We start from the raw sequence: 13,644 nt of genomic DNA on the forward strand, positions 1-13,644 counted from the left end.
TGAGGGTCGTGGGTAATCAGGATGCTTTTTTAGTTACCATGAACGTAATAAAAATATCCAGCGCCTACCCCAGTAAACCAATAGATATCGTACGGTATACAAAGCGACACCTAACAGATATAGATGGGGAATGGGATAATGCGCTTTAAATAAGGTTGTTACATCGCGTAAGTTGCGATGTGAGCGGATGTTTCTCAATGACTGCAAGAATTCAGCGAAATTGAGTGTACCTGGATTATCCGCGAGCGTTGTGCGCATGTTATCAATTTCGACCAAGGCCCTAGACGCTACATAAAGTAGGATGCCCTGTTTACGGGCACGTAAATAGAAATCGTGATCGGCGCCATAATGAGGTAATCGCTTTTCATCGAACAATCCGATTTGATTAAATACTCCGGCCGGTATGACAACACCCCGGCCACCCACGATAAGCTTAACGGGAAGTAATTCACGCATAGCCATGTCGGGTGTCATTTCCTTGGGACCGGATAGGCTAGGAAAACCAAGCAGAAAACAGCTGTGCGGACTAATGGAGATGAGGCGCTCAGTTCGACAATCGCGCTGCACTGGCGCAATAATGGCGTCAGGGCATTTATCTATTAAATCGGCCAGGATAGCGATTGCATCAGACGTCACATAGCAATCATTATTCAGTAGCATGATCGCATCCGCACCGCGCTCAAGCGAGAAGCGAATGCCCAAATTGTTTGCGCCAGCCCACCAAAGTTCAGAAGAACCCGCCAAGCGGGTGACTTCTGGGTATTCTTCTGTCAATCCAATCCGTGTTTCATCCGTCGTACCATGATCCACGACTAGAACAGTAAACTGGTTGTATTGACTGGCACGTAAGGCTTCCAGGCATTGGCGGGTTTGGGCGTAGCCGTTGAAATCGGTGATGACAATGTAAAGCTTGTTCATCGTACAAGCTTAGTCAATTCTTTGTGAAGTTTTCGTCCGATTGATTGCCAATCCAAATCGTTAGGATACGGCGCGATTTCTGGGTGTTTGAGTTGCGACTCGATTGCACGTGCCATGTCCTCAACGGTTGGATCGCACAAGGACGAGGGCGCATCTTTAAATATTTGTGCGTGGTTGGAAACATTGGTGGCGACAACCGGCTTGCCGCAAGCGAGGTATTCGGCGATTTTGCATGCACCTGACATGCAGTTAAAAGTATCGTCAGCATAGGGTAGACACACCACATCACAGGCCTGTATCAAGGTGGGTATCGATGATTGCGGCAATTCACCAAAATAGTCGATCCAAGATTCGTTGATACAGATATCGGTTAGCCTTCCCGCCAATACAAGACGCAATGTCGGTGTCTTTTCTCTAATCTTTCTACAGGCTTCGATCAGAAGCGGCCCTCTCGTTGGAATGATTGAGCCAAAATAACCGACCAAAGGTATATCTGCCGGCAATTTTAAGGTTTGCCTAGCCTGCACGCTATCACCTGTCGTAAATGCAGTTCGATCGACGCCATTCTCAATTAACAAAGCATTTTCATTGAGTCCGGCTAAGACAGCTTGTAATAGCGGTTTACTCGCGCACATCACTAAATCCGCGTTCTTAACCGTATGATTAAAGAGTGAAGTTAATCCCGGAAAGCGGTTAATCCGAAACACCGGGTAATAATCATATACATCAAATACAAAGCGTATGCCGAGCCTGCGCGCAATATTTAAACCGACATAACCGATGTAGATATCACCACTGGCAATTAAAATGTCGGGGTTTGCCTTGTATATATTGCGGTATGCATGCCAGAGGAATCCGGGTATTTTGGTGGACGTTGCGGGTATGGTTCGAAATAAGACGCCATTGTCCTGAATCGAAGTGCTTATCCGATTTCGGTAATCAAAGGCGTCTACGAGTACCTTGTTTCCCTGTTGCGCTAACTGCATGGGCAAATGATAAAGCCGCCCGAATCTATCGTTGATAAGGTCTTTATTGGTGTAGTAGCGCTTACAGAGGAGATAGATATTCATCAACCCAAACTGCTCAATTATGCGGGCGGTCTATTGAATTATTCTGATGAAATTTAGACGCCCGAATAAGCAAGACGAGCGTCGTCATTCATCCAAATGCATTCCATAGAGCAACAGAAGAAAACTTCCATTAATGGTCCGCCGCAAAAGCAATATGTTGGCAGATCATAGCACTGGGACTTTCATTAACAATGTCCCCATTGATAACTTTCGAAGCCGGGGATGCTTCAAGATCGGCTAGAAATTTTTGCAAATTACTGAATGACAGCCCACCCAAATACACATTCGCACCTAGGCCTTCCTGTCGCTCAGTACTTTTTCTCATAAGTAAGGTAGGTATGTTAAGCAACGATAGTTCTTCTTGATTGCTGCCGCCATCCGTAATGACAAATCTAGCCGAGGACAACAGTCGCACAAATTCAATGTATCCACACCTGCTTCTCAGCTCGATATTGTTATTTTTTTCCAGGTCAGCCATCAGGCCTGTGGCGATCAACTGTTTCCGAGTAGCGGGGTGCAAAACAAAAATCAGTGGGTAGCGTGTTGCAACCAGAGTCACCTGTTCAATGATTTGTCTAAGCGTATTAATCGGGAAAATATTTTCGAATCGATGTATCGACACTACACCATATACGCTCTCAGTAACAGGGGGCTCAACCATTTCACCTAATGCTAAGGCAAGAGAATCGGCAATCGTATTACTGCCAGTATTAATTTTAACGAGATGTTTATGATTTTTAAGATTTGCTGTTGCCCATTCTCCAGGGCAAAAAGCAATGTCAGAAAAGTAAGCCGTGATGCGACGGACAATTTCTTCGGGGAACGGATTTAGCAAGTTAAATGATCTTAAACCGGCTTCGATATGACCGACCTTGATCTTTAAGCGTTTACCCAACAGGGCTCCCAATAAAGTCGATAATGTGTCACCATGAACCAGCAAAACGTCATTAGGGTTTGGTCGCCCGGTTGGCAATAACCCTACCGGATTTAAAATAATTGCACTACCCAATTGGAGTACCCACTTCAATGCATGCAGGATGGTCTTGACTTCCTGTGGGTGTTGACAGAGCGAATGCCAGCGAGTCTGAATCTGGAAATCACGAATAAGATCATCCATGCTTTCCTGGTGCTGACCAGTATAGAGTAGGGTAATTGACCAATTACGTGTTTCAATCTGACGAATGACCGGCGCCATCTTCACTAGCTGGGCGCGAGTGCCAATAACCACGTATATCATAAGCTATATCAGATGCGACCTAGCGCACCAAACTCAACAAGACCCCTGCAGCCACCGCCGAGCCAATCACGCCGGCGACATTCGGCCCCATCGCGTGCATCAATAGGAAGTTATGCGGGTTACTTTCCAGACCGATTTTATTAGCCACTCGCGCGGCCATCGGCACGGCGGAGACACCGGCCGCGCCGATCAAGGGGTTGATCGGCGTGCTGCTGAAACGATTCATGACTTTAGCCATCAGTACGCCACTCGCGGTGCCAATGGAAAACGCCACCGCGCCGAGACCTAAAATGCCCAGGGTTTCCATCGTCAAAAACGCTTCGGCGCTCAGTTTGGAGCCAACCGATAATCCTAAGAAGATCGTGACGATATTGATTAATTCGTTCTGCGCGGTTTTGCTCAATCTATCCACCACGCCGCTGGCGTTCATCAGATTACCCAGACAAAACATGCCGACCAGCGGCGCCGCCGACGGCAGCAGCATGGCGGTCAATACCAGCAACATCAGTGGGAACACGATTTTTTCGGCCTTGCTGACCACTCTGAGTTGTTGCATTTCTATCCGACGCTCTTGTTCGCTGGTCAATGCGCGCATGATGGGCGGCTGGATCAGCGGCACTAATGCCATGTAGGAATACGCCGCCACCGCGATCGCCCCCAATAATTCAGGCGCCAATTTGGACGCTACGTAAATCGCGGTGGGCCCGTCGGCACCGCCGATGATGGCAATCGCCGCCGCTTGTTTAAGCGTGAAATCCATGCCTGGAATCACATTCAAGGCCAGCGCACCGAACAGTGTCGCAAAAATACCGAATTGCGCCGCGGCACCCAGGAACAAGGTTTTGGGATTGGCTAGCATAGGCCCAAAATCGGTCATTGCGCCGACGCCCATAAAAATCAAGAGCGGAAACACGCCTGCCTTGATGCCACCGTACATGTAGTAAAGGATGCCGCCCTCTTCTATCATGCCTGCCACCGGAATGTTGCTTAATACCGCACCAAATCCGATTGGCAATAACAACAGGGGTTCGAAGCCTTTTTTGATCGCCAGATACAATAGCAAAAAGCCAACCGCCATCATGACGACTTGCGGCCCGGTAACGTTATAGATACCTGTGCTTTCCCACAACAGTCTAAGATTTTCCATGGAGTGCTTTAATTAAATCGTTTGTTTGAACGGAACGGCTGATGACGAACTACCCGCCTTATCCTAAAGACCAGGCGGCTTAGTCGTGTATTAAATTCCGGTCCAAAGTATGTCTGACCGGGATGCCGAAAGGCAGGCGTTACAGGGTCACCAATACGTCGCCTACCGCCACGGAATCGCCTTGACGGACATTTACCGCACTGACGATGCCAGCTACTTTAGCGCGAATTTCGGTTTCCATTTTCATCGCTTCCATAATCATCACCACATCGCCCTCGGAAAGATGAGAGCCGACATTGACATTCACTTTCAGCACCACACCGGCCAGCGGCGATTCGACTACACCGCTACCACTGACGATAGGCGCGGTAGCCGCCAGCATCGGGCCGCTATCCGGAGCGGCTGTCACAACCGCCGCTTGCACGATAATATCCGCTCCGCCCGGCGCGACCGCTACATGATAGTTCTTACCGTCGACATTAACGGTATAGGTTTCGGCTGCGCCACTAGCTGACGGCGCGGCGATGGCGGGCGCTGCCGCCACGGCCGGCGCCAAACTTGGCGCCGGTTCAAACGCAGCTGGGTTACCGCGATTTTGAAGAAACTTCCAACCGACCTGAGCAAATAGCCCGTTAATCAGGGCGTCTTCTTCTACATTCTCAGCCAACTTAACACCTTCGGCTGCCGCTTTGGTTTTTACTTCCGCAACCAATTTGTCCATTTCTGCTTCCAGCAAGTCCGCTGGACGACAGGTAATCGGCTTGGCACCGTTCAGCACTCTAGCCTGTAATTCTTTATCGACGGGCGCCGGCGTAGCACCGTATTCGCCTTTCAGCACGCCGGCCGTTTCCTTACTGATGGTTTTATAGCGTTCGCCGGCCAGTACGTTCAATACCGCCTGGGTGCCGACAATTTGTGAAGTCGGCGTCACCAACGGGATGTAGCCCAGGTCTTTACGCACCAAGGGAATTTCGTGCAACACTTCGTCGAAGCGATCCGCCGCGCCCTGCTCTCTTAATTGACTTTCCATATTCGTCAACATGCCGCCCGGCACTTGCGAGACCAAAATCCGGCCATCAACGCCTTTCAAGCTGCCTTCGAATTGTGCGTATTTCTTGCGCACCTCACGGAAATAAGCGGCGATTTTTTCCAGCTTGATCAAATTCAGGCCGGTATCGCGTTTTTGGCCCTGAAAACTGGCAACGATGGTTTCGGTAGGATTGTGGCCATAAGTCATGCTTAAAGAGGAAATCGCGGTATCGACATTATCGACACCGGCTTCCACGGCCTTGATATAAGTTCCGACGCTCAAGCCGGTCGTGGCGTGGCATTGCATATGAATCGGAATCGCCACGGCTTTTTTCAGCTTGCTGATCAGTTCGTAAGCATCGTAAGGGGTCAGCAAACCGGCCATATCCTTAATACAAATGGAATGCGCGCCCATGTCCTCGATTTGCTTACCCTGCTCGATCCATTTTTTGATGGTATGCACCGGGCTGGTGGTGTAGGAGATGGTGCCTTGGGCATGGGCATCGGTATTCAGTACCGCTTTAATCGCGCGTTCGATGTTGCGCATATCGTTCATCGCATCGAAGATACGGAATACATCGATGCCATTCACCACGCAACGTTCGACGAATTTATCGACGACATCGTCGGCATAATGCCGGTAACCCAAAATATTTTGACCGCGGAACAACATTTGCTGCGGTGTGTTAGGCATGGCTTTTTTCAACAAACGCAATCTTTCCCAAGGATCCTCACCCAAATAGCGGATGCAGGCATCAAAGGTTGCGCCACCCCAGGATTCAATCGACCAGTAACCGATTTGATCAAGCTGCTCGCAAATCGGCAGCATGTCTTCTATGCGCAGCCGGGTTGCCAGAATTGACTGATGGGCATCGCGTAATACCACCTCAGTAATTCCTAGGGGCTTGTTTACCTTTTCCACTCTTTTCTCCTAATGACTTTTTTGGGTCGAGTACTGCTTACCTTATGGGTATGATTATCCGTTATTGTATTTTTTGCGATATTGATGAACCGCTGCGGTAATCGCGGCAATCACGGCCTTATCGTTGCTGACCGCTACCGACTGCTCTGGAAACTTGGAAGGCATTTCCGGAAAATAGCGGCGTACCGCTCTGGACATCAGATTGATCGCCACAATCAGCATTGCCAGAAACGCATAGACCATGCCCATTCCGATCAGCATCAGCTCGATACCAGAAGACAGCATTTCGTTCATGTGTTTCGCCCAAATGATAAAAAATTCACCGCATTATCGCCAAAACCGCCCGATTAAACAATCCTGAGCGGAGCGAAGGGTTTAGTGACGGAAGTTGGCAAAGCTCAAAAACGCGGCGCGTACACCATCACTGGCGTCGAAATATTAGTCAGAATCGTGAGCTGAAATTTATGAATTGGAAGAGTAATCAGATGACGTGCGACGATTGTCTTAACGAGCGCCTTGCAGATAGCTCAACACATCGGCAACGTGGGTTTTGACCTGAACCTTGCGCCATTCCTTGATCAATACGCCGTTTTCGTCGATGACGAAGGTGCTGCGCTCGATGCCCTGCACTTGCTTGCCGTACATGTTCTTCATTTTGATGACATCGAACAGTTTACAGAGCGTTTCATCCTGATCGGACAATAAATCGAACGGAAACGCCTGCTTGCATTTAAAGCCTTCGTGCATTTTTACGCTATCGCGGGATACGCCGAGAATGACCGTATTCAGTTGATCGAACTGTTCGATATGGTCCCTAAAGGCCTGCCCTTCCGTCGTACAACCTGGAGTATTATCCTTGGGATAAAAATACAAAACGACTTTCTTGCCGCGATAGTCGCTAAGCTCGACGGTTTTGTCGCCGGTAGCTGGAATTTGAAAATCGGGAATCGGGCTACCAATGGCGGGTGCTGTCATGGGATTACCTTTTGATGGGTTCGAGAATGGCGTCGATATTCAGGCTATCGCAGAAATCCAGAAACTCTTCGCGTAGCGATAAAATTCGCACCTCCGGCGGCACCAATAACACAAACTTGGTGGAAAACACCGGCGTGTTAAAAAAGGCAGCTTGATGACGACTGGCCGTGATTTCTTCGATGCAAATTCCTCTATCCAATAAAAACGACGTTACCGCGAACAACACATCGCTTTTATCCATCGAGATCGTTTCTAAAGTATATGGCACACCTTCCAAAACAGTCGTAGCTTGACCAGGCCGTAAGAAACTCATTTGGATTTCAAAACGAACCTTTATCGCCTCCAACATGCCTTCAAGCTTGGCAATATGATTCCAGTTGCCGGCAATCAGAAAATAAGCCGCCGTTATTTGGGTCATGTTAGAGGTCCGCAACTCCAACACGCTGCATTGGCAGGCACTCAGCGCCGACAAAATCTCCGCGATAAAACCGTTGGACTTGTTGCCCAACACTGTAATTGCAAGTTCCATAGAATTAAGCCCTTAAATATCCCTCGCTCAGTGTAACACCAACGCCGCGAAAAACAGAGTCGCGACCGCTATTGGGATACTATGTCTGTGATGACCGCATGTTCGTCAAAATGCACCGTCAACTTTTTACCGGCGCGTGCCGCAGCCAACCGGGCGGCATCGACTTTAAAGGTCACTGCCAGTTGCTGGTCGGTGACCGGCTCGGTGCGTTTGGGCGGCACGCTGGAATGCAGCCAGGATAAATACAACGTCCAACATAGCCAAATCCCGGCAATAATCGCGACAATCTCGCCGTACATCTGCAATAGTTCCAACAGAGTCTTGTACCCGCCGAACCAGCGAATCTCGTCAGATAGGCTTTTCAAACCCATCAACCAGGCCCCCAAGGTAAACAAGGGCCATAGAAAATACAACCATAACAACCAGCTAAACAAGGACATAAAGGCCGAACCGCACTTTTGCTGGAAACTTTGCAAATGCGGCTGATTGATGATGATGTCTTTCATTTTTGCCTCAAGCCCCGGTCCAAAGTCACCCAAACCGCGCGTTGACCGCTCTTTTTGCGCAAAGCCTTGATGCAACCGTTAATGGTAGTGCCGACATTGATCAACCAATAAACGATCGGATACCAGATCATCCAGTAGTAATGCTGTGCAGAGCCGCCGCTTTTGCGTTCGTAACTGGAATCTATCGCCAAACTGACCGCGAACTGAATCAGACAAGTCACGCATAGCAACATACTGGTCCAATGCGGCGACAAATCCTCCAAGGCTTCCTGCGGTTCACTGCTAAACCACTCCAAGGGCACCAGCGCCAACATTGCCACCACCAGAAATGCCCAGGTCAAACTGATGCAGCACTCCAGGTACAGTGGCCACATACCGCGCGAACGCCAACGCCACAACGGCCGAAAATAACGCAGCAGCACCTCGACACCACCCTGCGCCCAACGGCTGCGCTGTTTCCATAGGCCGTTCAAGGTTTCCGGCATCAACACCCAGCACAAGGCGTTCGGTTCGAAACGAATCGCCCAGCCGGCCAGTTGCAATTTCCAGCTGATATCGATGTCCTCCGTCACCATATCCGGACTCCAGTAACCAACATCGTGCAAGGCGGTTTTCCTAAATCCTGCAATCACACCGGAAATGGTAAACACATGGCCGTAAGAGCGCTGGGCGCGCTTGATCATACCGACGATGGCCGAAAACTCGCCGACCTGAATCTTGCCCAACAACGTGGAACGGTTGCGTATCCGCGGATTGCCGGTCACCGCGCCAACATGCGGGTCTTCCAGAAAATGCCGGACGATCCAGGCCGTGGCATTCGGCGCCAACAAGGCGTCGCCGTCGATGCCGATCAGAATTTCGCTATTTGCCAGCAAGGCCGCCGTACGCAAACCTACCGCCTTGCCCTGATTGCTGGCCAGATTGACCACCCGAATTTGCGGATGTTGATCAGCCAATTCGTGCAAAATCTCCAGCGTGTTGTCCTTGCTGCCGTCGTTAATCGCAATGATTTCGACATTGGGATATTGCTGATGCAACAGGTATTCGATGGTTTCCCGGACGTTCTCGCCCTCGTTATAACAAGGGATCAAAATCGACACCGAAGGATATTCCGGCAGCACCGGTAAATCGGACAGCACATTGCCGCGATTGCGCTCCCAGCGCAGGTAATAAATCAGGCCGCCCAGCATCCAGACATAGGCCATCAGCAACGGGTAATAAAACACGAATCTCGACAGCCATTCGTTAACCTGCCACCAAGGCACTTCCTCCCAATGTTCGCGGGTAATCAGCCACCAATCGATGAATTGCTGGACCCAGACTTGGTCTATCAAGTTCTCCATTTATCGCTTAATCCTTTTTAGCCACCGGAAAGAATTTCTTCAGCTCCGCCAACTTGGGCTGATCGTTAAAAACGTTATCGGGATAGTAACCGATGTGTTTGGCGCCGTATTTTTTCAATAACTCGAATTGTTCGGTAAAGATCGGCATCGGAATATCCTGCTTGGTTTTCCAATTAACCGCCTGCAACTCGAACACCATCTTGTCCAGGCCGTTAGGATATTGCGCGGTTTTTTCCACTAGCTCCTTCAGCCATTGTCTGGGATTTTCCGCGTCTTCCATGAACGGCATCGCCTCCACCGCCACATAATCGTAATGCTTCAGAAACGCCGGAAAAGACTGCGCATACCATTCTTCGCTATACGGCTTCAACAGCGGCAAAGCATAAAAATTGCGGGCGGTCTTCAGATAAGGCCGATAGTATCTGACCTTATCGGTCAGATAATCGGTGAACTGACCGATCAGCTCGGTCTTGTGTTGCGCCCAACGCAAACGCAGTTCGCTGGAAGCGTGGATTTTGTCGAACTCGGCCGGCAAGCCCCACACCGTGCGGGTAAACTCCATCGCCAGCGGGGAAACGTCCTCGAAATCCGACAATATGCCGTCGTCGTGAAACAGGATGCCGTTGAAACTGCAATGTTTGGCCAAGTCTTCGTAAATCTCGCCGATATATTGGCGCGCTTCCGGGTTAAACGGCGACAGCCGAGTGTACACATGCCGGGATAACTGCGGTTCGCCGTCGCGCCATTCCTTGACATACCATTTCAGCGGCACATCGGCCTTGTAAGCCATGATCGGCATCCAGGCATACACTTTCACGCCGGCCCTTGTGCGCAGATGCAAGGCCACATGGTTGAATAGATCGCGCCGCACCGGTAAATGCCGATTGGGGAAATATAATTGATCGGCGTTGCCGTCACCGTCCGGGTCGGAATAGGCTTGCAGATAGACCGTATTGGCGCCGCTGGCTTTGATGCGCTCGACCACCGCCGCCAGATTCTTCTCGGTCTGCTCTTCGTCGTCGTCGAAAATGTAATCCATATCGACATGCGCCACCCTGAGCTGCTCGCCGGCGCGTTGATTTTTCACAATACCGGCAAATTGCTCGGTATTGGGGTCGTCGGCGATCATCATCCGCTTCATCACAAAAGCGTCGGCCAAGGTGTTGGTGCCGTCATTCAGCCCCATCGTCAAGCGCATGCCAGCCAGCTTGGCGGCCTCCAGCGCGATAGAATTGTATTCGCCGTAAGGCCAGACTATTACCCGCGGCCGCTTGCCGAGGATTTGCAACAGCCGTTCCGAACTCTTATCGACTTCCTGAAAGATGCGCTTACGATAATCTTCGTCTTTTTCGTATTCGTCATACTCCGAGCTATACAAGCGCGCGGTCACCGCACTTTGCTCATTGCCTTGCGGATTGGCGACGATGCCATGATGCAAATCGTGAGTATGCGAAGCCACTTCGACCAGACCGCTCTCCATCACCTCGCGAATCTGTGCCGGCGTCATCAGCGGCTTGACGCCCGGCACATTCTGCTGCTCCAGCCAGGTGCCAACCACCGCCAATGTGGCCGGATATTTGTACTTTTTCAGCAAGGGCATGGCGCGGGTATAAAAACTCAAATAGCCATCGTCGAAGGTCAGCATCACCGCCTTGTTAGGCAGTTGCTTATCCCCTTTCAGGCAATCCAGTAAATCCTGCACGCTGATGACGTGATAATTGTTTTTCTTCAACCAGGCGAAATGATCGTTGAGATGATCCTTGTTCACCCCAATCCGGTCGAACGGCGGCACTCTTTCTTCTTCTTCGAGAATATCGTGATAATTCAATACCAGAAAGCTGGCATTAGTCGAGTCGGCAGCCAGCAACGGCCTAATAAACAAACAGGCAATGACAAAAACTACACGGGCAACAAAGCGTATATTCATTAATTAAAGCGGGAAAAGATACTGGAAACAGCTGGTTTTCGGTGTTGAAAAAGACCAGAACAGGACGGCGCATTTTACCTGAATCGCTGTTTTTAGGCCGCTTAATTTGTTCGCGCGGCTATGGTCGCAGCTTTATCGAAAAGTTCACTATCCCCTACGCAAGGTTGCAAGTCTTATCCAGAAATAACAATCTCTCCGGCTCGCCCAGATTAAACACATCTCATAAACTTGGAATTCCTAATAAAAAACTGGTTATTATTAAGGAAAAAAGCGCTTGCCGCCGCAGCTGACAGGACTGCTTGAAGGCCCGACGGATTAGCGAATCATCACCTCGGAGTATCCATGCACAAATCTTTACCCTCTTCTTCGATAATCCGCTCGGCTGGTCAAGGCCATTGGCGGCAAGACATCACCGCCGGCTTTTTAGTGTTTCTGATCGCCTTGCCGCTGTGCCTGGGCATTGCCCTGGCCTCCGGCTTTCCGCCGATGGCCGGCATCATTTCCGCCATCGTCGGCGGCTTGCTGGTATCCCGGATCGGCGGCGCGCAACTGACCATCACCGGACCGGCAGCCGGCTTGATAGTGGTGATCCTGACATCGGTACAGGCGCTAGGTGACGGCGATGCGATGGCCGGTTATCGCTACACTTTAGCCGCGATTGTGATTGCCGGCGCCTTGCAAACCGTGCTGGGCTATTTCAAGGCGGGCCGTTTGGCGGCGTTTTTCCCGGCTTCAGTCGTGCACGGCATGCTAGCGGCCATCGGCATTATCATCATCAGCAAACAGCTGCCGGTGATGGCCGGCGTGCAAAGTCAGGGCGCCAGCATCCTGTCCGGCATCCTGGCCTTGCCGCATAGCCTGATTTACTTCATGCCGCAAATTGGCCTGATCGCGTTGGCCGGCATCGTCGTGCTAGTCGGCTGGCCGCATGTGCAACAGCCGCTGCTGCGCAAGATTCCAGCGCCCATCATCGTCATCGCCTCCGGCATCTTGCTCGGCCAGGTCTTTCGACTCGACCAACTGCAACCCGGCGAAGCTTTCATTGTCCCCAAGGACATCCTGTTCGCACCCCATTTTCTGGTGACGTTTCCGGACGGTCTGCTGGACAGTTTCTATCTGCCGGATTTCGGCAAGCTCGCCGAGTTTGGTTTTTGGGAAAGCGTGGTGTCGATCTGCTTGGTGGGCAGCCTGGAGAGCCTGCTCAGCGCCGCAGCTGTCGACAAACTCGACCCGGAGAAACGTTATTCCGACTTAAACAAAGAACTGCGCGCGGTCGGTATCGGTAATGTGGTCTCCGGCATGATCGGCGGCCTGCCGATGATCGCCGAAATCGTCCGTAGCTCGGCTAACATCGACGCCGGCGGCCGCAGCAGTTGGGCCAACTTCTTTCATGGCGGCTTCGTGCTGTTATTTGTGGTGTTGTTTCCAGGCTTGATCTCGACGATCCCGCTGGCATCGTTGGCTGCGCTGCTGGTCTATACCGGCTATCGCTTGGCGTCGCCGCAAGCCTTTGCCAAAAGCATGGATATGGGCAAGGAGCAACTGGCCTTGTTCGTGATTACCATTTTGGCGATTCTGGCCAGCAACCTGTTGATCGGCGTGCTGCTTGGTATCGCCGCTAAACTATTGCTGCATATCGGCCGCGGGGTACCGTTGAGCAACATGCTGTCGATGTCCTACAAACTGCAAGCCAACGGCCCGGACAGTTGGATTATTAAAGTCAGCGGCGCGGCCTTGTTCTCCAACTTTCTGGCGTTGAAAAGCCAGATTGCCACCCTCGCCGACGGCCAAACCGTGATATTCGATGTAACCGCCGCCGACCTGATCGACCACACCGTAATGGAATTTATCGCCCATTACCAAGAAGACTACATCGCCCGTGGCGGCCGTTGCGAAATTCACGGCCTGGCCGATTTGGAATCTTTGGGAGACCATGCCCTGGCTGCAAGAAAGCGTCGATAAACTTCCGTCCCTCCTTAACCAAAAAAGGGGGCTAGCAATACTCGACACGGCTGTAGAGACTCAACATCCTGAGGCATTC

Annotated in this window: 12 protein-coding genes; 1 reads left to right on the forward strand and 11 read right to left on the reverse strand. The window is 51.0% G+C overall.

From position 1 onward, the window contains the following. Nucleotides 1–33: 33 nt before the first annotated feature. The 11 genes from QZJ86_RS11430 to pgaB all read right to left on the reverse strand — a co-directional run bounded on the left by QZJ86_RS11430 (nucleotide 34) and on the right by pgaB (nucleotide 11,603). Complete coding sequence (locus QZJ86_RS11430; RefSeq protein ID WP_301670535.1) at nucleotides 34–918, reverse strand: glycosyltransferase family 2 protein; 885 nt, start codon at nucleotides 916–918, stop codon at nucleotides 34–36. Then, complete coding sequence (locus QZJ86_RS11435) at nucleotides 915–1,988, reverse strand: glycosyltransferase family 4 protein (RefSeq protein ID WP_301670536.1); 1,074 nt, start codon at nucleotides 1,986–1,988, stop codon at nucleotides 915–917. The genes QZJ86_RS11430 and QZJ86_RS11435 overlap by 4 nt, the downstream gene beginning before the upstream one ends. A 130-nt stretch (nucleotides 1,989–2,118) precedes the next feature. Continuing rightward, the gene (locus QZJ86_RS11440) at nucleotides 2,119–3,225 is read right to left on the reverse strand and encodes a UDP-N-acetylglucosamine 2-epimerase (protein WP_301670537.1); all 1,107 of its coding nucleotides are present in this window, start codon (nucleotides 3,223–3,225) and stop codon (nucleotides 2,119–2,121) included. 19 nt (nucleotides 3,226–3,244) lie between these two features. Then, complete coding sequence (locus QZJ86_RS11445; protein WP_301670538.1) at nucleotides 3,245–4,372, reverse strand: sodium ion-translocating decarboxylase subunit beta; 1,128 nt, start codon at nucleotides 4,370–4,372, stop codon at nucleotides 3,245–3,247. A gap of 139 nt (nucleotides 4,373–4,511) precedes the next feature. Then, on the reverse strand, nucleotides 4,512–6,323 hold the full coding sequence (oadA, locus tag QZJ86_RS11450) for a sodium-extruding oxaloacetate decarboxylase subunit alpha (protein ID WP_301670539.1): 1,812 nt from the start codon (nucleotides 6,321–6,323) through the stop codon (nucleotides 4,512–4,514). 54 nt (nucleotides 6,324–6,377) lie between these two features. Further along, the gene (locus QZJ86_RS11455; RefSeq protein WP_301670540.1) at nucleotides 6,378–6,617 is read right to left on the reverse strand and encodes an OadG family protein; all 240 of its coding nucleotides are present in this window, start codon (nucleotides 6,615–6,617) and stop codon (nucleotides 6,378–6,380) included. Between the two features lie 210 nt (nucleotides 6,618–6,827). After that, the gene (locus QZJ86_RS11460) at nucleotides 6,828–7,298 is read right to left on the reverse strand and encodes a peroxiredoxin (RefSeq protein ID WP_301670541.1); all 471 of its coding nucleotides are present in this window, start codon (nucleotides 7,296–7,298) and stop codon (nucleotides 6,828–6,830) included. A 4-nt stretch (nucleotides 7,299–7,302) separates the two neighbouring features. Continuing rightward, entirely contained in the window at nucleotides 7,303–7,827 is a 525-nt protein-coding gene (locus QZJ86_RS11465) for a glycine cleavage system protein R (protein WP_301670542.1), read from the reverse strand. 68 nt (nucleotides 7,828–7,895) lie between these two features. Continuing rightward, entirely contained in the window at nucleotides 7,896–8,333 is a 438-nt protein-coding gene (pgaD, locus tag QZJ86_RS11470) for a poly-beta-1,6-N-acetyl-D-glucosamine biosynthesis protein PgaD (protein WP_301670543.1), read from the reverse strand. Then, complete coding sequence (pgaC, locus tag QZJ86_RS11475; protein WP_301670544.1) at nucleotides 8,330–9,676, reverse strand: poly-beta-1,6-N-acetyl-D-glucosamine synthase; 1,347 nt, start codon at nucleotides 9,674–9,676, stop codon at nucleotides 8,330–8,332. Before pgaC ends, pgaD begins: the two co-directional genes overlap by 4 nt. 7 nt (nucleotides 9,677–9,683) lie before the next feature. After that, nucleotides 9,684–11,603: a poly-beta-1,6-N-acetyl-D-glucosamine N-deacetylase PgaB gene (gene pgaB, locus QZJ86_RS11480; protein WP_301670545.1), complete on the reverse strand. Its 1,920-nt coding sequence runs from the start codon at nucleotides 11,601–11,603 to the stop codon at nucleotides 9,684–9,686. Between the two features lie 342 nt (nucleotides 11,604–11,945). Between pgaB and QZJ86_RS11485 the strand changes: the two genes are divergently transcribed. Next, nucleotides 11,946–13,565, forward strand: a complete 1,620-nt coding sequence (locus tag QZJ86_RS11485; protein ID WP_301670546.1) for a SulP family inorganic anion transporter — start codon at nucleotides 11,946–11,948, stop codon at nucleotides 13,563–13,565. The last annotated feature ends 79 nt before the right edge of the window (nucleotides 13,566–13,644 follow it).

The organism is Methylomonas montana, from assembly GCF_030490285.1.
Classification (GTDB): domain Bacteria; phylum Pseudomonadota; class Gammaproteobacteria; order Methylococcales; family Methylomonadaceae; genus Methylomonas; species Methylomonas montana.